Annotated in this window: 19 protein-coding genes; 15 read left to right on the top strand and 4 right to left on the bottom strand. The window is 74.4% G+C overall.

Features of this window, described 5'->3' with window-relative positions:
• Window positions 1-88: 88 nt before the first annotated feature.
• Window positions 89-502, bottom strand: coding sequence for an SRPBCC family protein (locus ACFYSC_RS29030; RefSeq protein ID WP_362938530.1), 414 nt, complete (start codon window positions 500-502; stop codon window positions 89-91).
• A 225-nt stretch (window positions 503-727) separates the two neighbouring features.
• On the opposite strand from ACFYSC_RS29030, the gene ACFYSC_RS29025 reads away from it, so the two are divergent.
• The 8 genes from ACFYSC_RS29025 to ACFYSC_RS28990 all read left to right on the top strand — a co-directional run bounded on the left by ACFYSC_RS29025 (window position 728) and on the right by ACFYSC_RS28990 (window position 8,414).
• Entirely contained in the window at window positions 728-1,549 is an 822-nt protein-coding gene (locus tag ACFYSC_RS29025) for an SAM-dependent methyltransferase (RefSeq protein ID WP_389968007.1), read from the top strand.
• Window positions 1,550-1,832: 283 nt separating this feature from the next.
• Window positions 1,833-2,483 carry a sigma-70 family RNA polymerase sigma factor gene (locus ACFYSC_RS29020; RefSeq protein ID WP_362938536.1) on the top strand — a complete coding sequence of 217 codons (651 nt, stop codon included), beginning with the start codon at window positions 1,833-1,835 and terminating at the stop codon, window positions 2,481-2,483.
• A 41-nt stretch (window positions 2,484-2,524) separates the two neighbouring features.
• Entirely contained in the window at window positions 2,525-2,800 is a 276-nt protein-coding gene (locus ACFYSC_RS29015; RefSeq protein ID WP_389968005.1) for an anti-sigma factor family protein, read from the top strand.
• A 124-nt stretch (window positions 2,801-2,924) separates the two neighbouring features.
• The gene (locus ACFYSC_RS29010) at window positions 2,925-4,301 is read left to right on the top strand and encodes a glutamate-cysteine ligase family protein (RefSeq protein ID WP_389968003.1); all 1,377 of its coding nucleotides are present in this window, start codon (window positions 2,925-2,927) and stop codon (window positions 4,299-4,301) included.
• Window positions 4,302-4,430: 129 nt separating this feature from the next.
• Window positions 4,431-5,753 (top strand): ergothioneine biosynthesis protein EgtB, encoded by a 1,323-nt coding sequence (gene egtB / locus ACFYSC_RS29005; protein WP_389968156.1) that lies wholly within the window; start codon window positions 4,431-4,433, stop codon window positions 5,751-5,753.
• A gap of 120 nt (window positions 5,754-5,873) precedes the next feature.
• Entirely contained in the window at window positions 5,874-6,671 is a 798-nt protein-coding gene (egtC, locus tag ACFYSC_RS29000; RefSeq protein ID WP_389968001.1) for an ergothioneine biosynthesis protein EgtC, read from the top strand.
• A 145-nt stretch (window positions 6,672-6,816) separates the two neighbouring features.
• The gene (gene egtD, locus ACFYSC_RS28995) at window positions 6,817-7,797 is read left to right on the top strand and encodes an L-histidine N(alpha)-methyltransferase (RefSeq protein WP_389967999.1); all 981 of its coding nucleotides are present in this window, start codon (window positions 6,817-6,819) and stop codon (window positions 7,795-7,797) included.
• A gap of 263 nt (window positions 7,798-8,060) precedes the next feature.
• The gene (locus tag ACFYSC_RS28990; protein ID WP_389967997.1) at window positions 8,061-8,414 is read left to right on the top strand and encodes a hypothetical protein; all 354 of its coding nucleotides are present in this window, start codon (window positions 8,061-8,063) and stop codon (window positions 8,412-8,414) included.
• A 4-nt stretch (window positions 8,415-8,418) separates the two neighbouring features.
• On the opposite strand, the gene ACFYSC_RS28985 is transcribed toward ACFYSC_RS28990, so the two are convergent.
• Window positions 8,419-9,111: an Lrp/AsnC family transcriptional regulator gene (locus tag ACFYSC_RS28985; RefSeq protein ID WP_389967995.1), complete on the bottom strand. Its 693-nt coding sequence runs from the start codon at window positions 9,109-9,111 to the stop codon at window positions 8,419-8,421.
• 119 nt (window positions 9,112-9,230) lie between these two features.
• On the opposite strand from ACFYSC_RS28985, the gene ACFYSC_RS28980 reads away from it, so the two are divergent.
• From ACFYSC_RS28980 to ACFYSC_RS28955, 6 genes are all read left to right on the top strand, one after another.
• Complete coding sequence (locus ACFYSC_RS28980) at window positions 9,231-10,844, top strand: ABC transporter substrate-binding protein (RefSeq protein WP_389967993.1); 1,614 nt, start codon at window positions 9,231-9,233, stop codon at window positions 10,842-10,844.
• A 9-nt stretch (window positions 10,845-10,853) separates the two neighbouring features.
• Window positions 10,854-11,951: an ABC transporter permease gene (locus ACFYSC_RS28975; protein WP_389967991.1), complete on the top strand. Its 1,098-nt coding sequence runs from the start codon at window positions 10,854-10,856 to the stop codon at window positions 11,949-11,951.
• Between the two features lie 79 nt (window positions 11,952-12,030).
• Complete coding sequence (locus ACFYSC_RS28970) at window positions 12,031-12,870, top strand: ABC transporter permease (protein ID WP_389967989.1); 840 nt, start codon at window positions 12,031-12,033, stop codon at window positions 12,868-12,870.
• Entirely contained in the window at window positions 12,867-13,637 is a 771-nt protein-coding gene (locus ACFYSC_RS28965; protein WP_389967987.1) for an ABC transporter ATP-binding protein, read from the top strand. Before ACFYSC_RS28970 ends, ACFYSC_RS28965 begins: the two co-directional genes overlap by 4 nt.
• The gene (locus ACFYSC_RS28960; RefSeq protein ID WP_362938571.1) at window positions 13,634-14,548 is read left to right on the top strand and encodes an ABC transporter ATP-binding protein; all 915 of its coding nucleotides are present in this window, start codon (window positions 13,634-13,636) and stop codon (window positions 14,546-14,548) included. The genes ACFYSC_RS28965 and ACFYSC_RS28960 overlap by 4 nt, the downstream gene beginning before the upstream one ends.
• Window positions 14,545-15,528 (top strand): M24 family metallopeptidase, encoded by a 984-nt coding sequence (locus ACFYSC_RS28955; protein WP_389967984.1) that lies wholly within the window; start codon window positions 14,545-14,547, stop codon window positions 15,526-15,528. Before ACFYSC_RS28960 ends, ACFYSC_RS28955 begins: the two co-directional genes overlap by 4 nt.
• Window positions 15,529-15,622: 94 nt before the next feature.
• Here ACFYSC_RS28955 and ACFYSC_RS28950 read toward each other — a convergent pair whose 3' ends face one another.
• Entirely contained in the window at window positions 15,623-16,618 is a 996-nt protein-coding gene (locus ACFYSC_RS28950; protein WP_389967982.1) for a helix-turn-helix domain-containing protein, read from the bottom strand.
• Window positions 16,619-16,718: 100 nt separating this feature from the next.
• Complete coding sequence (locus ACFYSC_RS28945; protein WP_389967980.1) at window positions 16,719-19,724, bottom strand: BTAD domain-containing putative transcriptional regulator; 3,006 nt, start codon at window positions 19,722-19,724, stop codon at window positions 16,719-16,721.
• 210 nt (window positions 19,725-19,934) lie between these two features.
• Here ACFYSC_RS28945 and ACFYSC_RS28940 point away from each other — a divergent pair, with 210 nt between their 5' ends.
• The gene (locus ACFYSC_RS28940; protein WP_389967978.1) at window positions 19,935-20,939 is read left to right on the top strand and encodes a M23 family metallopeptidase; all 1,005 of its coding nucleotides are present in this window, start codon (window positions 19,935-19,937) and stop codon (window positions 20,937-20,939) included.
• The last annotated feature ends 205 nt before the right edge of the window (window positions 20,940-21,144 follow it).

Here is a 21,144-nt window from a genome sequence, read left to right as displayed (position 1 = left end):
CCCGATTCTGCGCGCCGCCCGCCCCCTCGCCAAGACCGCCCTGCCGTACGGCGGCGCGTTCACCCTTCGGCGGCGGGACGTCCGGCGGTCAGCCGGCGGGACTGTCGGTCTGGCGGCCCACCTGCGTGGCCAGCTTCTCCAGGCTCTCGTCGAGGGCGCGGTCGATCTCCCCGGCGGGCGGGGCGTGCTCCTCGTCGAAGAACGACAGGTGGATGGTCACCTCGCTCCCCCCGGCACCGCTGTCGGCGACCTGGAGCCAGCCACTGTAGCTGGCGTCGTCGCGGGTGCCCCACTCCAGCCGGAGCTGCTCCGGGACGGCCCGGAACAGGCCCCGGGAGTCCTGCCCGGTGTCGTCCTCGTGGACCGTCACGGCCGGCGGCTCCTCAGCACGCACGTGCAGCTCGCGCGGCAGCCAGTCGTCGAGCCGGTCCAGGTCGCTCACCTGGTCGAACACGATCTCCGAGGTCGCGGGCATGGTGCGGGAACGCTCGTACTCACTCATCGCAATCGTCACTCCCTGTCACGGAAACATCGAACGGCCCTTACCCGTCGGCGGCCCGTCCATCCCTGGACCGCCCCTCCCCCGCGGTCTCCGTCCCAGGGGTCTCCGGGCCGCGCCGCCCGTCCGGGGCATGGCGCGCCGTGGGCGCCGGATCCCCGGGGTGGCGATCGGGAGCGGATACCGCGATCATGGGCCTTTCCGACGGCGCAGACGGCGAGGTTGACGATGACGGCGGAGCAGGCACCCCCCGGAGTGAATCCGCAGATCCCGAACGCGGCCCGGATGTACGACTACTTCCTCGGCGGGAAGGACAACTTCCAGGCCGACCGGGAACTCGCCGAGCTGGTCCTCTCGGTGCTGCCCGAGACCAGGCAGGGCACCAGGGAGAACCGGCTGCTGATCGGCCGGATCGTGGAGTACCTCGCCAAGCGGGGGATCACCCAGTTCCTCGACCTCGGCTCGGGGTTGCCGGCCCAGCAGAACGTGCACGAGGTGGCCCTGCGGTTCGCCCCGGACGCCCGGGTCGCCTACGTCGACAGCGACCCGGTGGTCTGCGCGCACGGCAATGCCCTGCTGGCCAAACACGACAACGTGATCATGGCGCGGGCGGACGCGACCGACCCGCGGAGCGTCCTCGCCGACCCGCGGATACGGAGGCTCATCGACTTCGACCGGCCGGTCGCGGTCCTGATGATGTTCTTCCTGCACCTGGTCCCCGAGGAGGCCGGCCCCCAGGGGTTCGTCGCGGCCTACCGCGACGCGCTGCCGTCCGGCGGTCACCTGGCGATCTCGCATGTCGCCGGGGACGCCGCCCCCGAACGCACCGCCCAGGTCGCCGAGCTGTACCGGCGGTCGAACGCGGCGTTCGTCCCCCGGTCGCGCGAGGAGGTCGCCCGGTTCTTCGGTGACTTCGAACTGGTCCCGCCCGGCCTGGCCGACGGCGTCAACGCGGTGGGCGTGTGGCCGTTCTCCGATCCGGACGTGCCGCCGTCGGCCTACGCCGACATGGCGGGCCTGGCGTACGTGGGCATCGGCCGCAAGCCCTGACGCACCCGGAACGCGTCCGGAATCGCGCCCGGAACGCGTTCTGAACTCGGGGGCGCGGGGCGTGTAACGGACGGCGCGGTCGCGGAACGGTACAGGTGCGGGCGGTACGGGCGGAGCCGGCGGGGCCTCGCCGGCTCCGTACCGGTCCCCGCGGCACCGGCGGGCGTCGTCCTCCGGCCGCGCCCGGCAGGTGTCGGCTCCGCCGGGGACGGGAATCCTCCTGTCCGGGTCGTTCGCTCTCTTCGGAAGAACGCCTCGGACGCCGGAGCGGGAGGAGAGGGTCGTGGAGTCCTTCGCGGACGGCGGGCTGCCTCCCGACGACGTGATGGTGGCGGCGCTGCGGGCCGGGGACGAGGCGATGTTCGCGGCGCTGCTGGACACCTGGTCACGCGGGATGCTGTGGCTGGCCCGCTCGCACGTGTCCACCAACGACTCGGCGCAGGAGGTCGTCCAGGACACCTGGCTGGCGGTCATCCGGGGCATCGACGCCTTCGAGGGCCGCTCGTCGGTCAAGACGTGGGTCTACCGGATCCTGGTCAACACGGCCAGGAAGCGCGGCGTCCGGGAGAACCGCGTGGTCCCGTGGAGCAGCGCGTTCGAGCACGAGAGCCCGACCGTCGAGCACGCGCGCTTCCAGGGCGCCGACGACCCCTTCCCCGGTTTCTGGAAGGAGGCCCCGGCTGCCTGGCCCACCCCCGAGGGCGAGGCCCTGGCCGCCGAGGTGCGCGGCCTGATCGGCAAGGCCCTGGCGGAGCTGCCTCCCCGGCAGCGGGTCGTGATCACCCTTCGCGACGTCGAGGGGTGCACCTCCGAGGAGGTGTGCGAGATCCTGGGGATCTCCCCCGCCAACCAGCGGGTCCTGTTGCACCGCGCCCGGGCGGCCGTGCGCGGGCGGCTGGAGGAGTATTTCGAGACGGCGGGACGGTCGGCGTAGTGAAAACGGTTCAGGTTCGAGACGGTGAGGCGGTCGGCGCTGTGAAGCGGTTCAGCTGCGACGAGGTGGTGGAACTCGTCACCGCCTACCTGGAGGGCGAGCTCGACGAGACCACTCGGAGCCTGTTCTCCGAGCACCTGTCCGGGTGCGAGGGCTGCACGCGCTACCTCGGCCAGATCCGCGCCACCGTGGGCGTCCTGGGCTCCCTCGGCGCCTCCGGTCCCGGCTCCGAGCCGCCCCGCGCACCGTCCGACGGGCTTCCGGAGAGCACGCGCGAGCGGCTGCTGGCGGCCTTCCGCGAGCACCGGCGCCCCTGACTCCACGAACACCGGTGGATCCTCCGCGAGCGACGGCGTTCTGAGATTTTCCGCGTTCCCGGTGTAACGTCCGCGCCCCTGCCGGGTCTGTAGTCCCGTACCCGTCAGGCGGGAGGGGCGGCCGATGAACGGTGTGGTGACCGGGGAGACCCCGATCCGGGACGCCGCGGAGGTGGAGGACTTCGCGCGCCGATGCTTCGGCGCCGGCCCCGGCGACCGGCTGGGGATAGAGCTGGAGTTCCTGGTCTTCGACCTCCGGGACCCCGTACGCCAGGTCCCCCTGGACAGGGTCGCCGCCGCGTTGCCGCCGATGCCCGGCGGGAGCAGGGTGACGTTCGAGCCGGGCGGGCAGCTGGAGCTCTCCGGACCGACGGGCCCGCTGCCGGAGGCCGTCGCCCGGGTGGCCGCGGACGTCGACGCGGCGCGCGGGGCGCTGCGGGAGGCCGGCCTGGCGCTGGCCGGGGCGGGCCTCGACCCGGTACGGCCCGCCCGGCGGCAGCTCCGACTGCCCCGCTACGACGCGATGGCCGCGTTCTTCGGCTCGCCGTACGGGCCGCTGATGATGTGCTCGACGGCGTCGGTCCAGGTGAATGTGGACCTGGGCGAGCGGCCGGGGGAGCGCTGGCAGCGGGCGCACCTGCTGGGGCCGGTCCTGACGGCGTCCTTCGCCAACTCGCCGCTGCTGGAGGGCGGGCCGTGCGGGTGGATGTCGGGCCGCCAGGTGGTGTGGGAGCGCCTCGACCCGACGCGGACGGCACCCGTCCCCTGGCGGGGGGATCCGGTGGCGGCGTGGCGGGACTACCTCCTCGACGCCCGGGTCATGCTCGTCCGCGAGGAAGCCGGGGAAGGCGGGGAACGCGGGGACGGCGCGGAGGGCGGGGACGGCGGGCGGTGCCGCCCGGTCCACGACGGGTCATCCCTGCGCGACTGGCTGGCCGCGGCCCCCGCCGTCCACGCCCGCCCGCCACTGGTCGCCCAGCCCCGTCCCGCGCCCGGGTCGCCGGGCCCGGCGCGTGACCTGCCCGCGCGCCCGCCCACCCTGGCGGACCTGGCCTACCACGCCACCACGGTCTTCCCCCCGGTCAGGCCGCGCGGCTGGCTGGAGATCCGCTACCTCGACGCGCAGCACCCGGCGTGGTGGCCGGTGTGCGCGGCGGTGACCCACGCGCTCGTGACGGACGACCGGGCGGCCGGCGCGGCGCTGGCCGCGGTGGAGCCGTACGCGGCGAGCTGGGCGCGGGCTGCGCGGCACGGCCTGGCGGACCCGGGGCTGCGCGCGGCGGCCGACGCCTGCTTCCGGGCCGCCCTCGGCGCGCTGCCCCGGCTGGGCGCGCCGCCCGCGCTGGTCCGCAGGACGGAGGCGTTCGCCGACCGGTACGTGACGCCCGGCAGGTCTCCGGCCGCCGACCTGCTCGACCTGTTCGGGGCGGCCGGTACGGCGGGCCGGGCGGTGGAGCCGGAGCGGCGCCTGGCGGCCTGGCTGGCCGGCCAGGAGGGGTAGGCGCGCGCACGGCATGACGGCCGGAGCCACGAGCGCGCACGGGCGGCGCGGGCCGCCGTACGGGCGGCCACGCGGCACGGACGGCGAGGAGGACGCGGAGTGACGAAGGGAATGAGCGGGTTGAGCGAGATGATCGTCGACGGGACCGATGCGGACCGCCTCAAGGAGCGGATCGCCGCCGAGCTGATCGCGGTGCGGGGCCGGTCGCTGGCCTACACCGACGCCGAGGACGACCTCCTGGTGCGGCAGCACTCGCCGCTGATGTCGCCGCTGGTGTGGGACCTGGCGCACGTCGGCAACTACGAGGAGCTGTGGGTGCTGCGCGAGGCCGGCGGGATCACCCCGCTGCGGCCGGAGATCGACGACCTGTACGACGCGTTCAGGCATCCGCGCCGGGACCGGCCGTCCCTGCCGATCCTGGGGCCGGCCGAGGCGCGCCGCTACATCGAGGGCGTGCGCGGCCGGGTGCTGGACGTCCTGGACGGCTTCGACCCGCACGACCCCGACCCGCTGCGCCGCGACGGCTTCGTCTTCGGCCTGGTCATCCAGCACGAGCACCAGCACGACGAGACGATGCTCGCCACCCTCCAGCTCTCCGGCGAGCCGGGCCTGGTGCGCGACGCCGAGCTGCCGCCCGGCCGCGCCGGCGGGCCGCAGGAGGTGTTCGTGCCCGCGGGCCCCTTCCTGATGGGCACCTCCACGCTGCCGTGGGCCTACGACAACGAGCGGCCCGCCCACCCGGTGGACCTGCCCGCCTACTGGATCGACCGGTTCCCCGTCGGCAACGCCGCCTACGCCGCGTTCGTCGAGGACGGCGGCTACGACGACCCCCGGTGGTGGAGCGAGGAGGGCGTGCGCTGGCTGCGGGAGAGCCGGGCCCGCGCGCCGCTGTTCTGGGTCCGGGACGGCGGCGCCTGGTGGCGTACCCGCTTCGGCCGGACCGAGCCGGTCCCCATGGACGAGCCGGTGCAGCACGTGTGCTGGTACGAGGCCGAGGCGTACGCCCGCTGGGCCGGCAGGAGGCTGCCCACCGAGGCCGAGTGGGAGAAGGCGTGCGGGTGGGACCCGGCGGCCGGGCGGGCGCGGACCTACCCGTGGGGCGACGACGATCCGGGAGCCGGCCGGACGAACCTGGGGCACCGGGCGGCGCGACCGGCGCCGCTGGGGGCCTACCCCGCGGGGGCGAGCGCGTACGGCGCCGAGCAGATGGTCGGGGACGTGTGGGAGTGGACCGCCTCGCACTTCCTGCCCTACCCGGGTTTCCGCAGCTTCCCCTACCGGGAGTACAGCGAGGTCTTCTTCGGTCCCGGCCACCGGGTGCTGCGCGGCGGCTCCTGGGCGGCCGACCCGGCGGCGGTCCGCACCACGTTCCGCAACTGGGATCTGCCGATCCGGCGGCAGATCTTCTCCGGGTTCCGCTGCGCCCGGTCGGCGTCCCCCGAGGAGTCCTGACATGGCGGCGCGAGTCCCCGGGGCGTCCCCGCCGCGAAGGAGTACTTACATGCCGGATATTTCGGCATACGTCCGCGGAGCGGGCCCGACCCGCCGGCCCACGGCCCTGGAGGACGCCTGATGTGCCGGCACGCGGCCTGGCTGGGCGCCCCCCGGTCCCTGGCCTCGCTGATCCACGAGCCGGAGCACGGGCTGCTCCGGCAGTCCTACGCGCCCCGCATGCAACGCCACGGCCGGGTCAACGCCGACGGCTTCGGAATGGGCTGGTACGACGGGTCCCTTCCCGAACCGGTCCGCTACCGCCGCGCCGTCCCGATGTGGACCGACGCCAACCTGCCCGCCCTGGCCCGGGCCGCCCGTTCGGGGTGCCTGCTGGCCGCGGTGCGCACGGCCACCGTGGGCATGCCGATCGAGGAGACCGCGACCGCGCCCTTCACCGACGGGCGGTGGCTGCTCAGCCACAACGGCCGCGTCGCCCGGGACGCCCTGCGGGACCTGGCCGACGACGCGCCGAGCTCCTGCGACTCCGCCTGGGTGGCCGCGGCGGTGTTCACCCGGAGGCGGGAGGGCCGGCCGCTCGGCGAGTCCCTCGCGGAGGTCGTCGTCCACGCCGGGGCCAAGGACCCCGGGGCCCGCCTGAACCTGCTGGCCTGCGACGGCGCCGTACTCGCCGCGACCACCTGGGGGGACACGCTCTTCCTGCGCACGGATCCGCCCGGCCCGGACCTCGCCGCCCCGGACTCGCCGCGGGCCCCCTCTCTCCCGGGTTCCCCGCGCGCCGGAGAGGGCTCCCCGCACGCCGGAGGGGGCGTGCTCGTGGCGAGCGAGCCGCTGGACGACCGCCCCGGCTGGCGGGCCGTACCGGACCGGCACCTCCTCCTCGTCTCCGCCGGCGGCGTGGAACTCCAGCCGCTGTGACCGGCGTCCGGTACGGCCGGCACACCGGCCGGCCGCCGTAGCCGCGTCCCGGAGACCCGGCCCCCGGCCCCGGACCCGGACCCCGAAGCCCGGAAACCCGGAACCCGACGACCGCCACCCCGTCCACCGAACCAGGGAGGTTCCCGTGACAGTCACCCGGCACGCCGTGGAGCTGATCGACCATCTCGACCGCGGCTACCTGCGCCAATCCCTCGAGCACGACGTCCGCACCGGCCTGACGGCCTCGGCCAAGTGGCTGCCGCCCAAGTGGTTCTACGACGCGGCGGGCAGCGAGCTGTTCTCGCGCATCACCCGGCTGCCGGAGTACTACCCCACGCGCCGGGAGCTGGCCATCCTGCGTGGGCACGCCGACGAGATCGCCCGGCTGAGCGGGGCCGACACGCTGGTCGAGCTGGGCTCGGGCACCAGTGAGAAGACGGTCCTGCTGCTGGACGCCATGGAGCGGGCGGGCGCGCTGCGCGCCTACACGCCGGTGGACGTGGACGCCGTCACGCTGGGCGACGCCGCGCGCCGGCTCGCCACCCGCTACCCGGGGGTGACGGTGCGGCCGGTGCGCGCCGACTTCGAGCGGCACCTGGCGCTGCTGCCCAGGGCCGGGCGGCGGATGACGGCCTTCCTCGGCGGCACGATCGGCAACCTCGACCCGGTGGCGCGCGAGGCGTTCCTCACCGGGCTGCGCGCCACGCTGGCGCCGGGCGACACCCTGCTGCTCGGGGCCGACCTGGTCAAGGACGCCGGGAGGCTGGTGCGCGCCTACGACGACGCGGCCGGGGTGACGGCCGCCTTCAACCGCAACGTGCTGCACGTGCTCAACCGGGAGCTGGGGGCGGACTTCGACCCGGAGGCGTTCGCCCACGTCGCCCTCTACGACGCGCGCAACGACTGGATCGAGATGCGGCTGCGCGCGACCCGCGACATGCTGGTGCGGGTCGGCGACCTCGGCCTGTCGGTCCCCTTCACCGCGGGTGAGGAGACCCGCACCGAGATCAGCGCCAAGTTCCGCCCGGACGGCCTGCGCCGGGAGCTGTCCCGGGCCGGGTTCACGGTGACCCGCTTCCTGACCGACCCGGACGGGGACTTCGCCCTGGTGCTGGCCGGGGTCTGAGCCCCACGGCCGTACCGTCCCAGGCCTCGGGCCGTGCCGGCCTGAGCCTCATGACCGTACCGGCCCGAGCCTCATGACCGTACCGGCCCGAGCCTCACGGCCGTACCGGCCCGAGGCCGCGCGGCCGTACCGGCCGGGGCGGGTCTCGGCCGTCCCCCCGGAGCGGGGAGGCGGCTGGACACATCACCGCCCCGGCGTCCCCCGCCGGGCGAAACGTCCAGGGTGGGTTGCGTGAGCCCGGCGGAGCGGCACGATGCTGAGACGTGAACGACAGCGATCTCCTCAATCTCGACGGCCGCAGGTTCGTCATGGTCAGCTCGACGGCGAGCGAGGTGGACCCGGCCGGGCCCACCGAGTTCTCCTACCGGGAGTCCGGTGGGGTCATCTGGGGCGACTACACCGGTGACACGGTGGTCCACGGGCGGTTCGTCGGCACCCGGGACGGCGACCGGATCGAAATCTCCTACGTCCACCTGCTCAAGAGCGGGGAACGCGCCGGCGGGCGCAGCGGCAGCCGCATCGAGCCCCGCGAGGGCGGCCGCCTGCGCCTGGTGGAGGAGTTCACGTTCGCCGGGGAGGACACGGTGCACGTGAGCGTGTGCGACGAGGTCGTCTGACCGGTCAGCCGTCCTGCTGGAGCCGGCCGCGGCCCTCGGCCGCGCCCACGAAGCGCATCTTGCCCAGCGGCACCTCGCTTCCCGGACCCGCGGCGCTCCCGGAACCCGCGGAGACCCCGGAGCCCGCGGGCCCGGCCGGCTCCGGGGCCGCGCGGCGGGGGACGGCCCGCCCGCCCGCCCGGTCCCCCGGCAGCACATAGGGCCGCCTGATCACCTCGTCCAGGATGAAGACCGTCTCGGTCGCCTTGACCGCCGGGATGCCCGCCAGCCGTTCGGTCACCATGGCGTGCACGGCGGCGACGTCGGCCATCCGCACCTGGATCATGGCGTCGTGCTGGCCGGTGGTGATCGCGCAGTACTCCACCTCGGGCATCGCCGCGAGCTCGGCGCGGAACTGGCGCCACATCTGCTGCCGGACGGTCACGAAGATCAGCGCGGTGATGCCCAGCCCCGTGCGGACGTGGTCGATCTCGGCGGTGAACCGTCTGATCGCGCCGTCGGCGCGCAGCGCCTCGAACCGGGTGTAGGCGTTCGCCCGCGAGATGCCGACGCGCTCGGCGAGGGCCGCGACGGAGATCCTGCCGTTCTCCCGCAGCACCTCGAGGATCTTCAGGTGCGTGGCGTCGAGCTCCAGGCCGATGCCGATCCGTCCAGACTGGGCGCCTCCGCGAGCCGGATTGCTTGATGTTTCGGTCATGCCCATACCTCTCGGCCGAGATTCGTCTCGGCTTTCCGCCTCGTGCTGGACTTTCTGCCGGACAATACTGGACGATCGGCGACTAAACGTCCATATGGACCAATTTCGGAGGACATAAAATGGCGACCCGTTCTCGGCGCCCGGGGGCGAAGGCGGCCCTGCTGCCGGTGCTGCTCACCGGCGCCCTCGCCCTCGCCGCCTGCTCAGGCGGCGGCTCGTCTTCGGCCCCCGCGTCGGGAGGCGGCGGAGGCGCCGGTTCCAGGACGCTGGTGATCGACACCTCCTTCGACCTGAAGACGGCCGACCCCGGGCGCACCTACGAGCCCACCGGCCTGATCGTCGGCAAGGCGGCCTACGAGACCCTGCTCACCTTCGAGGGCTCCGACGTCACCAAGCCGGTGCCGGCCCTCGCGGAGTCGTTCGAGCTGTCCGACGACGGCAAGAAGCTCACCCTGAAGCTCCGCAAGGACGCCACGTTCGCCGACGGGTCCCCGGTGACCGCCGACGACGTCGTCTTCTCCCTGAACCGGGTGCGCGACATGAAGGGCACGCCGTCCTTCCTGCTCGACGGCGTCGAGGTCGCCAAGACCGACGACACGACGATCACCCTGACCTCGGAGAAGGCCAACCCGGCGCTGCCGTACATCCTGCCCAACCCCGCGCTGGGCATCCTCAACTCCAAGGTCGCCAAGGAGCACGGCGCCACCGCCGACCCGGGCGACAAGGCCGAGCAGTACCTCAACTCCGCGTCGGCGGGCTCCGGGCCGTACACCATCGAGTCGTTCAACGTCAGCAGCCAGGTGGTGCTGCGGGCCAACGCGAAGTACTGGGGCCAGGCCAAGCCGGTCTACGACAAGGTCGTGATCCGCAACGTCGAGGCGGCGACCCAGAAGCTCAACATCTCCCGCGGCGACAGCCAGGTGGCGCTGAACCTCTCCGGCGACCAGGTCGCCGGCATCACCGGCGACCTGCAGGTCACGAGGACGGCGTCGGCCAACGTCATCTTCCTGCTGGCCAACCGGGACCCCGCGGTCAGCAAGGTCACCTCCGACCCCAAGTTCGCCGAGGCCGTCCGCAAGGGCGTCGACTACGCGGGCCTGCTGGAGCTGGCCGGCGAGGGCTCGGTGCAGGCGCCCGGCGTCATCCCGTCGATGCTGCTCGGCGCGCTCCCGCCGGAGGCCGCCGCCGGCCGCGACGTCGAGGGCGCCAAGGCCGCCCTGAAGGAGAGCGGCCTGGCGAACCCGACGGTCAAGCTGGAGTACCCCAGCGAGCTGACCGTCAACGGCCTGTCCTTCCAGCCCTTCGCCGAGCGGATCCAGGCCAACCTCAAGGAGGTCGGCATCACGGTGGACCTGGCCCCCGCGCCGGTCACCACCGCCCTGGACAACTACCGCAACGGCAAGGAGGAGCTGGGCCTGTGGTACTGGGGCCCCGACTACCCCGACCCCAGCGACTACCTGTCGTTCCTGCCCGGCAAGCTGGTGGGCCTGCGGGCCGGATGGAAGGCGGGCGCCGACAAGGAGCTGGAGGCGGCGGGCGAGAAGGCCGCCGCCGCGACCGGCGACGACGCGCGCAAGCAGGCGTACTCCGACGTCCAGACGAAGCTGAACGCCTCCGGCCCGTTCATCCCGCTCATCCAGCCCGGTCAGAACATCGTGACGGCCGCCTCCGTCACCGGCCTGAAGTTCAACCCGGTGTGGACCGTCGACGTCGCCGGTCTCGGCGTCAAGTAGGGACCGTCAGTGCCGATCAAGCGTCCACCGGCGGCGGGCGACCGTCCGAGGGCGGCCCGGCGGGAGCCGGGCCGCCGCGGCGCCCGTAGCCCGCTGGCCCGCTTCCTGGTCCGCAGGGTGCTCACCGCGCTGCTGCTGGCGGTGGGCATCACGCTGGTCACCTTCGTGCTGACCAACCTGGTCCCCGGCGATCCCGTCGCGGCCAACCTCGGCCAGCGCGCCCTGGGCGACCCGGCGATCGTCGCCCAGTGGCGGGCCGAGCACGGGCTGGACAAGCCTCTCCCCGAGCAGTATCTGCTGCATCTCCAGGGGGTCGTCCAGGGCGATCTCGGGACGAGCCAGCAGAGCCACCGCCCGGTCATGGACGACCTGGCCGAGTCGGTGCCGGCCACGCTGGAGCTGGCCGGCGCCGCGATCCTGATCTCCATCGTCGTGGGCGTGGCGTTCGGCGTCGTCGCGGCGCTGCGCCGCGACCGGTTCTCCGACCACCTGCTGCGCGTCCTCAGCCTGTTCGGCATCTCGGTGCCCACGTTCTGGCTGGCGCTGACGGCGTTCTACGTCCTCTTCTACCGGCTGCGGATCGCCCCCGGCAGCGGCCGCATCGACCCGGGCCTGACCCCGCCGCCGCACGTCACCGGCCTCTACACCCTCGACGCCGCTCTGGCGGGCCAGTGGGACGTGTTCTCCTCTGCCGTCGGTCACCTCGCCACCCCGGCGCTGGTGCTCGCCCTGTACACGATCGGCCTGCTGACCCGGTTCACCCGGTCGGCCGTGCTGGAGGTGCTGGGCCAGGACCACGTGCGCGCCGGGCGGGCCAAGGGCCTGCCGCCGCGGGTGATCCTGTTCCGCTACGTGCTGCGCCCGGCGCTGGTGCCGGTCATCACGGTCGCGGGCCTGGCCTTCGGCAGCCTGCTGTCAGGCACCGTCCTGGTCGAGGCGATCTTCGCCTGGCCAGGCGTGGGGCAGTACGCCTACAAGAGCGCGACCACCCTGGACCTGCCCGCCGTGATGGGTGTCGGCCTGGTCGTGGGCGGGGTCTACCTCGTCATCAACCTGATCGTCGACGTCCTGTACGGCGTCATCGACCCCCGAGTGAGACTGTCGTGACCCCTTCCCTCTCCGGCGCCGTCTCCAGCGCCGTCCCCGGCGTCGCCCTCGACGGCCGGGGCGCCCCGCGGAGGCCGCGGTGAAGCTCCCCCGCGCGTGGCGGCAGCCGCTGGCGATCACCGGCGGGATCGTCGCGCTCGCCTGGTTCGTGATCGCGCTGTCCGCTCCGCTGCTGGCCCCGCACGACCCGCTCGCCCAGGAGCTGCCGCGGCTGGCGCCGCCGGGCCCCGGCCACTGGTTCGGCACCGACCAGCTCGGCCGCGACATCCTCAGCAGGGTCATGTACGGCGCGCGGCTGTCGATCCCCCTGACGCTGCTGCTGGTCGCGCTGTCGGTGCTGGTGGGCGGCCTCCTCGGCGCCGTTTCCGGATATTTCGGTAAATGGGTGGATGAGACGATCATGCGGTTCGCCGACCTCGTCTTCGCCTTCCCCACCGTCATCCTGGCCATGGTCGTCGCCGCCGCGCTCGGCGCGAGCCTCACCAACGCCGTGCTGGCCGTCCTCGTCGTCGCCTGGCCCGCCTACGCCCGCGTCACCCGCGGCCTGGTCCTGGGCGTACGGCAGCGCGAGTTCGTGCTGAGCGGGCGGCTGCTGGGATTCTCCGCCTGGCGCTCCCTGCGCGTGGACGTGCTGCCGAACGTCACCGGGCCGATCCTGGTGCTGGCGACCCTGGACATCGGCACCGCGCTGCTCCTGCTGTCCGGCCTGTCCTTCCTCGGGCTCGGAGCGAAGCCGCCGTCCCCCGAGTGGGGCGCCATGGTCGCCTCCGGCGTGGAGGTCTTCGACAGCTGGTGGGTGGCGGCCTTCCCCGGCCTGGCCATCCTGACCGTGGTGCTCGCCTTCAACTTCCTGGGCGACACGCTGCGCGACGCCCTCGACCCGCGGACCGCCCGGGCCATCAAGGAGCGTGCGCTGTGACCCTCGCGATCTCCGACCTGAAGGTGACCCTCGGCGACAGGGAGATCCTGCGCGGCGTCGACCTCGAACTGCGCGCCGGCCGGGTGCACGGGCTGGCCGGCGAGAGCGGCTCGGGCAAGACGATGACGGGACTGGCCGTCCTCGGCCTGCTCCCGCACGGGGCCCGGGTGAGCGGCCGGATCGCCCTGGGCGAGCGCGACCTGCTCGCCATGACCCCCCGGCAGCTCAACGCGGTGCGCGGCGGCGAGGTCGCCATGGTCTTCCAGGACCCGGCGACCAGCCTGCACCCGATGCTCACGATCGGCCGCCAGCTCACCGAGCACATGCGCCACCACCTGCGCCTGGATCGGCGGCAGGCGCGGGCCAGGGCCGCCGACCTGCTGCGCCAGGTGCGCATCCCGGGCGTGGAGGAGGCCCTCGGCCGTTACCCGCACCAGTTCTCCGGGGGCATGCGCCAGCGCATCGCGATCGCGGTCGCGCTGGCCTGCTCGCCGAAGGTGCTCATCGCCGACGAGCCGACGACCGCGCTCGACGTGACCGTCCAGGCCGGGATCCTGCGGCTGCTGCGCGGCCTGTGCGACGACCTGGACCTGGCCGTGCTGCTCGTCACCCACGACCTCGGCGTGATGTCCGCGGTCGCCGACGAGGTGAGCGTGATGCGGGACGGCGTGGTCGTGGAGACCGGCCCGCGCGCGCAGGTGCTGCGCGACCCGGCCCACCCCTACACCCGCGCCCTGCTGGACTCGCTACCCGGGGAGACCTCATGACGCTGCTGAGCGTGAACGACCTCGTCGTCGAGCACCGCACCCCCGGCCGCCCCGTGGTGCGCGCCGTGGCGGGGGCCGGCCTGACCGTCGAGGCGGGCGAGGTCGTCGGCCTCGTCGGGGAGTCGGGATGCGGCAAGTCGACGCTGGCCCGCGCGGTGTGCGGGCTGGCCCCGGTGACCGAGGGGACGATCTCCTTCGACGGCCGTACGGTGACCCCGCTGGGCCTGCGCCGCAGGGACCGGTCGCTGACCGGGATCCAGATGGTCTTCCAGGACCCCTACTCCTCACTGAACCCGCGGCGGCGGGTGGGCGCGCAGATCGCCGACGGGCTGCGGGCGGCGGGCGACACCGCGACCACGCCCACCGACATGCTGGAGCGGGTGGGGCTGCCCGGCGACGTCGCCGGCCGTCACCCACACGAGTTCTCCGGCGGGCAGCGGCAGCGGATCGCGATCGCCCGGGCGCTCGCCGCCCGGCCATCGCTGCTGATCGGCGACGAGCCCATCTCGGCGCTCGACGCCTCCGCCCAGGCGCAGGTGGCCACGCTCATGCGGGACCTCGCGGTCTCCGCGGGCGCGGGACTGCTGTTCATCAGCCACGACCTGTCGGTGGTGCGGCTGATCGCCGACCGGATCGCGGTGATGTACCTCGGGAAGATCGTGGAGGTGGGCCGGACCGCGGAGGTCTGGCGCGACCCCCGCCACCCCTACACCCGGGCGCTGCTGGGCGCGGTCCCGGCGCCCGACGGCGCGGGGGTGCTGCCCGCGGAGCTGCCCGGGGACGTGCCGGACCCGGCCGACCCTCCGTCCGGCTGCCGGTTCCACCCGCGCTGCCCGGTCGCGATGGACGTCTGCCGGGAACGCGAACCGGCGTTCGGCCCGGTCGCCTGCTGGCTGCACGAACCCCGATGATCGATGAGGTGCGCCGCCGGATGGCCGAGGAGGGGATCGACGCCCTGGTGCTGCGCTCCTCCCCCGACTTCCGCTATCTGGGCGGCCGGGACGACGGCCACGACGGGTACCTCGTCCTGACCGGCGAGGGCCCGCCCGCCGCCGCGGCCGGCCCGCGGGAGGCGGCGGCGCTCGTCCCGGCCGCCGCCCGCCGCATCGGGGTGGACCCCGAGATGCGGGCCCGGGAGCTGTTCTCGTTGCGGGTGGACGCCGAGCTGGTGCTGGCGTCGTCCGTGCTCGCCCCCTTACGGCTCCGCCGGGGGCCGGCGGAGGTCGCGGCGACCGGGCGGGCCGCCGCGGCGGCGGACGCGGTGCTGCTCGCGGCCCGCGGGCTGGCGTGGTTCGGCGCCACCGAACGCGTGATGGCGCGGCGGCTGCGGGCCGCGCTGGCCGAGGCCGGATGTGAGGAGACGCTGTCGGTGCTCGTCGCCGCGGGCGAGCACACCGCGCTCCCCCGGCATGCGGCGTGCGACCGTGTGATCAATCCCGGTGACGCGCTGCTGGTGTCGGTGTGCGGCAGATGGGACGGCCACTGCGCGGAGGTGGGCCGCGTGTTCGCGGTGGCCGAGCCGCCGGAGGACTTCGAGGCGATGTACTCGGTCGTCCTGTCCGCGCAGCGGGCCGCCCTGGACGCGGTACGGCCCGGCGTGACGGCCGCGGAGGTCGGCCGGGCCGCCCGGGAGGTGATCGACGGCAGCGGCTACGGCGAGTACGCCGGGCGGCGGCCGGGGCGTGGTGTGGGACGGAGCCACGAGGAGGGCCCGTGGCTGGTCCCCGGCGACGGGACGGTGCTCGAACCCGGCACGACGGTCTGCCTGGAACCGGCGATCTACCTGCCGGAGCTGTTCGGCGCACGGGTGGCCGACGTCGTCGTCTGCGCCCCGGAGGGCGGCCGGCAGCTCGGCTCGCTCCCCTGGGAGCTGTGCGTCCTCGACCACTGAGGAGCACCGGGAACGGCGGCACCGGCCCGGACGAGTCCGGGGAACGGCGGTGCGGCCCGTGACGGGAGCCGGTGGCGTTCCCATGAGCACGGTCTCACGGTCTCTCCGGTGTCCCGGGGACGTCGTGCAGCAGGGCGGCCCCGAGATCGGTGATGGTGTGCAGGACCGCGCTGCCCACTCGGACGGTCGAGAGGAGTCCGGCGTCCCGCAGGACCTTCGTGTGCTGGCTCGCGGAGCCGAGGGAGACGCCGACCCGCCGCGCCAGGACGGTGGTCGTGACGGGGACGCGCACGCAGTCGAGGACCGCCGCCCTCGTACGGCCGAGCAGCGGGCCGAGGGGGTCCGCCGCCTCCGGGCGGATCGCCTCCCAGCGGTCCGCGGAGGGGACCGGGTAGATCAGCACGGCGGGCTCGCCGGGCCGCCGCACCAGGGTGGCCCCGGGTGCGAAGTACGACGGGAGCAGGATCAGCCCGTGTCCCCCCAGCGAGACATCGGCGTGGGTGACCGCCGGGACGCACAGCGTGGGCGGCCGCCAGGACCAGCCCGCGCCGAAGGACCTGAACAGGGCGGACACCCCGCCGCGAGACATCGCCTCCACACGGAGCGCGCGCTCGGCGGCGACGGTGGTCCGTATCCGCGGCCACAGCGATGTGAGGGAGGAGTCGAAGTACCCGCGCAGGTCCCGGACCAGGAGCCGTCGCGTCTCCGCGGCGCCGGCTTCGGGCTCCCGGCACCGGTTTCCCGCCCTCTGGGCGGGGGGCGGCGCCGCCGGGCCCGGAGCCCGCCGTGACGTCGGCGTCCGTCCGACCAGGTCGACCGCCGCGTCGAAATCGGCGACGTCGGGATGGAGAAGGAAGTCGGGGACCGGGCCCTCGTCTCGCGGAACGAGGGTGAGGAGCACTCCGGCGCGGTCCGCCAGCCCGTCGGCCGTCTCACGGCACCACCCGCTCAGCGCGGGCGGCGGGTCGATCCTGCCGGCGCGTGCGGCGTGGAGCCGGTGCACGCTCATCGCGGTCTCCAGCAGCCCGTTCGGAGCCGGGGCGATGGAGATCTTCTGGAGATCGGCGTCGTCGAAGCACAAACGGATCATGTTCCGCATTCTCAGACGCGCACCTTCACAGCATCTTTACATCACCTTCTTTCCATATTCAGCCATTCCGACAATTCCCCCTTAAGCCCACTTTCAGGACCTAAGGGCTCGTGACCGACGGGGCGCAGGCCGTGGGACGGACCGCGCCGCCCCGCAGCTCCCGCCGGAGGGCGCGGGCGTGGCACAGGTAGTCACGGGCCAGCCCGGTACGGCCCGCCGATCGATGCAGCTCCCCGAGCCGCTGGACCGCGGCGGCCTCCCCGCTGCGGTCGCCGAGCTGCTGGAAGATCTCCAGGGACCGCTGGAGCCGCTCCGAGGCGTGCGAGCGGTCGCCGCGCGCCACCTGCAGGCCGCCCAGGCTCTGCAGGGCGTAGGCGCCGCAGTGCCGGTCGCCGAGCCCCTCGAAGATGTCCAGGGCGTACCCCTGGAAGCGCATCGCCTCCTCGGCGTCGGCCGCCAGGTCGTGCAACCGCCCGAACTGCATCGACACGCACGCCTCCCGGTGCGGGTCGCCGATCTCCCTGGCCAGCCGCAGCGCCCCGCCCAGCCAGGCCGAGGCCCGGCCCAGATCGCGCAGGACCAGGCAGACTCGGCCGACCGCCTGCCGGACGTAGGCCTCGCCGCCACGGTCCTCCAGGGCGGTGAAGACCGCGAGCGCCCGCCGGAAGTGGCCGAGCGCCTCGACGTGACGGCCGCGGAAGTGGTTCACCGCCCCCAGCCCGCAGATGGAGGCCGCCTCCCCGCGCGCGTCGCCCAGTTCGTGGAAGATCGCCCGGGACCGGGTGAACATCTCCCCCGCCTCGGCGTAGCGGTCCTGGTAGAGACCGACCTGGGCCAGGCCGCGGAGCATGGCGGCCTCCCCGCCGCGGTCACCGGCCCGGTGGGCCGCCTCCAGCGCGGCCCGGTGCGTGCTCCGCCACTCGTCGAAGTGGCACCGCAGGTCGAAGTAGGGCACCAGGGCGGCGGCGAGGCCCCAGGCGGCCCCGGCGAGCCCGGCGTCGGCGGCCAGCCGTACGGCCTCAACCAGGGACTCCCGCTCGGCGTCGAACCACGGCAGCGGGTCGGCCGGCAGGCTCGCGGTGGTCTCACCGTCCGGCCGCCAGCGGGGCCCGCCCGCGGGGGCCAGGCTGAACAGGGTGGTCGGCAGCCGCTCCATGGCGCTCCCGGCCAGGGTCGTCCATCCGTCGAGCACCCGGGCGAGGGCGTCCGTGCCGTCCGGGCCGTCCCGGCCGCCGGCCAGCTCCCGGGCGCTGCACCGGGCGAGGCCGGGCAGCAGGTAGCGGGGCCGGCCGAGCGCGTCGGTCCCGGCGAGCCGCAGCAGGTTGGCGTCGACGAGGGCGTCGGTGACGTCGTCGGCCCGCTCCCGGCCGAGCACGGCCCCGACCACCCAGCCGGGCAGCGGCCTCGTCCCGAGGAGGCCGAGCGCCCCGAAGGCGCGGGCGGCGTCACCGGGCAGCGACCGGTAGCTGCGGTCGAAGCTGCCGCGCACCTCCAGGTCCCCGGCCCGCAGCTCGCCCAGGCGGTTCGTCTCATCCGCGAGCCGGCGCCGCAGCACGGCCAGCGGCCAGCCGGGCCGCGCGGCCAGCCGGGCCCCGGCGATCCTGACGGCGAGCGGCAGGTGGTCGCAGGACCGCAGGATCTCCGCGGCGGCCTCCCGTTCCCCGCGCACCCGGTCGGCGCCCGCGATCCTGCCCAGCAGTTCCTCGGCCTCCGCGGGGGTGAGGACGTCGAGGTCGACCTGGATCGCCCCGGGCAGCTCGGTGATGCGCCGGCGGCTCGTCACGACGACCGCGCAGCCGCTGCCGGGCAGCAGGGGCCGTACCTGCGCGGCGTCGGCGGCGTCGTCGAGCAGGACGAGCGCCTGCCGCCCGGCCAGCAGCGACCGGTACAGCGCCGAGCGCTCACGGGTGGTGGGCGGCAGGCCGGCCTCGCCGGTCCCCAGCGCGCGCAGCGCCTCGGCCAGCAGCTCGCCGGGGTCGGCGGGGCCGGACGCGGTGCCGCCGAGGTCGAGGTAGATCTGGCCCCCGGGGTAGGCGCGGCGTACGGCGTGCGCGCAGTGGACTGCCAGCGCCGTCTTGCCGGATCCGGGCGGACCGGCCACCACCGCGACGACCGGCGGCCCGTCCGGCAGCCCCTCCGGCGGTCCGTCCGGCGGCCTGCCCCCGCGGGTCAGCGCCCGCGTCAGGATCGAGACGGCTCCGTCCCGGCCGGTGAAGTCCGGGACGTCCGGGGGGAGCTGGCGGGGGACGGGGACCGGCGCATGGGAGGGGGGCGGAGCCGCCTCCGCCGCGGGCCGCCCGGCCAGGATCTCCATGTGCACCCGGCGCAGCTCCGCGCCGGGTTCGACGCCCAGCTCGGTGACCAGCTGCCGCCGGGCGGCGGCGTAGGCGTCCAGGGCCTCGGCCTGCCGTCCGCCGGCGTCCAGGGCGAGCATCAGCCGTCCCCAGAGATCCTCCCGGAAGGGGTGTTCCCTCAGCAGGCCGCGCAGCCCGGCGACCGCCTCGGCGTGCTGCCCGCGTTCCATCCGCAGGGCGGCCAGCCCCTCGGCGGCGGAGAGCCGGAGGCCGGCCAGCGACTCCAGCCGGGCGTCCCACAGGGGACTGCCGGGCAGGTCGGCCAGCGGCGCGCCGCGCCACAGCGCGAGCGCCCGGTCCAGCAGGCCGGCCGCGTCCTCCGCCCGGCCCGCCGTCTCCGGCCCGTCCCCCACCGCCGGCGCCGCGTCCCCGCGGGCCTCCGCGTGCTCCCCCGCCCGCGCCGCCGCCCGCGCCCCGGCCACGAAGTCCTCGAAGAGGAGGACGTCGAGCTGCCCGGCGGGCACCTCGAACAGGTAACCGGACGGCCGGGCCAGGATGCGGGCGCCGCCCGTCTCGCCGAGGACCATCCGCAGGGAGCTGACGTAGGTGCGGAGGTTGGCCAGGGCCGACCTCGGCCGGCTCGACGGCCACAGGATCTCGGCCAGGTGGTCCGCGGCGACCGCCCGGTTGGCGTCGAGCAGCAGCGACGCGAGCAGGATCCGGGACTTGGTGCCCGCGATGCGCAGGAGTCGTCCCGGGGGGCCGACCTCCAGGGGGCCGAGCACCCTGAACGCGGGCCGATCAACCGTCATGACCGCACCTACCTCTCGTGGGGAGGCGTCGCAACCATTCGTCGGCCGTATCTTCCCGAGCTCGACGGGTCTTTATAGGCATTTTGGATGTTTTATATGCGCCTCGTGCCGACGCTAGGTCCGCAGCGGGAGCCTTCCGGAAGATCCAACAGACAGTGCACGCCACCGGTCAAGGCTCTTCACCCCCCGCATCTCGCGGAAAGGATCGATATGCGACTCACAGGAGTGCTCAGCACGGGATTCGCCCTGCTGATCGGGTTCGCGGGCGCGACCGCGGCCGCGCCGGGCGCCGTCGCCGCGACGGGACTCACGTCCGTGACGGCCACCGCGGCCGTCACGAACGACGATCCGGAGCTCGAAGGAGCCGACCCGCCGAACGACCCGTCCGTCCAGCTGCCGCCGACGACGCTGGCGACGCCGAGCTTCCAGATGCCCTTCCCCTGCGGGCAGAGCTGGACCGGCAACTCCAGCGCGAGCAGCGCCCACCAGTCGTGGGAGATCGACTTCAACCGGGGTGGCACGGCCGACGCCGACAAGGGCGACACCGTCGTCGCCGCCGCCGCGGGCACCGTGGTGATCTCCGCCCACCAGGGATCGGCCAACGGCTACGGCAACCTGGTCAAGATCGACCACGGTGGCGGCTGGACCAGCTACTACGCGCACCTGGACACCCGGTCGGTCGGCGCGGGCGCCCAGGTCAGCCGGGGTCAGAAGATCGGCACGGTCGGCAACACCAGCAAGCCGGGCAACAACATCTCACCCCACCTGCACTACGAGGTGCGCCTCGGCACCAGCTACCCGTCCAATATCCAGAAGGCCGTCTTCAACGGCACCACGTTCGGCTACCCGGTCCAGACGCTGACGTCCAAGAACGGCTGCGGCGGGGCGACGAACCCGTACACCGCGCAGGAGGTCTGCGGCAGCGGCTACAGCGTGATCGACAGCGCCGCCCTCGGCACCGCCGGCACGGTCTACCTGCTCTACAACACCTCCAACGGCTACAACTGCGTGGCAACCCTCAAGAAGACCTCCCTGGGCACCGACACCGCGGTCAGCGCCTACCTGGAGGTCCAGGGCAAGACCCGCGTCACCGACTCCGGCAGCTACGGCTACTACGCCGGACCCGTACGGGCGGCCGCCGCCGGCAAGTGCGTCAAGTGGGGCGGCAAGGCAGGCTCCTCCACCTACGACAGCCCCTTCGAACACTGCGGCTGACGATCCTCCGCTGAGGGCCGGTCCGAGCCGGGAACGGCCCAGGACCGGGAAGCCCGGACGCCGCCGGGGAACCGGCGGCGCCGCCTGAACCCCGGCGGGCCTCCACCCGGAACACCACCGGGACGCCGCGGGAGGCCCGCCGGACGGACCGCCCCCGCCGCCCGTGGCCGGGGGCGGTCCTTTCACGTCGCCGGGGACACGTCCC

Source organism: Streptosporangium sp. NPDC004379 (assembly GCF_042873875.1).
Taxonomy (GTDB): domain Bacteria; phylum Actinomycetota; class Actinomycetes; order Streptosporangiales; family Streptosporangiaceae; genus Streptosporangium.
Note: the sequence above shows the minus strand (reverse complement) of the source record. Positions and strands in the feature narration are given on the sequence as shown.

Coding starts and splice junctions, on each gene's coding strand:
- ACFYSC_RS29030 (WP_362938530.1), bottom strand. CDS start 502: ATGAGTGAGTACGAGCGTTCCCGCACCATGCCCGCGACCTCGGAGATC.
- ACFYSC_RS29025 (WP_389968007.1), top strand. CDS start 728: ATGACGGCGGAGCAGGCACCCCCCGGAGTGAATCCGCAGATCCCGAAC.
- ACFYSC_RS29010 (WP_389968003.1), top strand. CDS start 2,925: ATGAACGGTGTGGTGACCGGGGAGACCCCGATCCGGGACGCCGCGGAG.
- egtB (WP_389968156.1), top strand. CDS start 4,431: ATGATCGTCGACGGGACCGATGCGGACCGCCTCAAGGAGCGGATCGCC.
- egtC (WP_389968001.1), top strand. CDS start 5,874: ATGTGCCGGCACGCGGCCTGGCTGGGCGCCCCCCGGTCCCTGGCCTCG.
- ACFYSC_RS28985 (WP_389967995.1), bottom strand. CDS start 9,111: ATGACCGAAACATCAAGCAATCCGGCTCGCGGAGGCGCCCAGTCTGGA.
- ACFYSC_RS28980 (WP_389967993.1), top strand. CDS start 9,231: ATGGCGACCCGTTCTCGGCGCCCGGGGGCGAAGGCGGCCCTGCTGCCG.
- ACFYSC_RS28960 (WP_362938571.1), top strand. CDS start 13,634: ATGACGCTGCTGAGCGTGAACGACCTCGTCGTCGAGCACCGCACCCCC.
- ACFYSC_RS28955 (WP_389967984.1), top strand. CDS start 14,545: ATGATCGATGAGGTGCGCCGCCGGATGGCCGAGGAGGGGATCGACGCC.
- ACFYSC_RS28950 (WP_389967982.1), bottom strand. CDS start 16,618: ATGATCCGTTTGTGCTTCGACGACGCCGATCTCCAGAAGATCTCCATC.
- ACFYSC_RS28945 (WP_389967980.1), bottom strand. CDS start 19,724: ATGACGGTTGATCGGCCCGCGTTCAGGGTGCTCGGCCCCCTGGAGGTC.
- ACFYSC_RS28940 (WP_389967978.1), top strand. CDS start 19,935: ATGCGACTCACAGGAGTGCTCAGCACGGGATTCGCCCTGCTGATCGGG.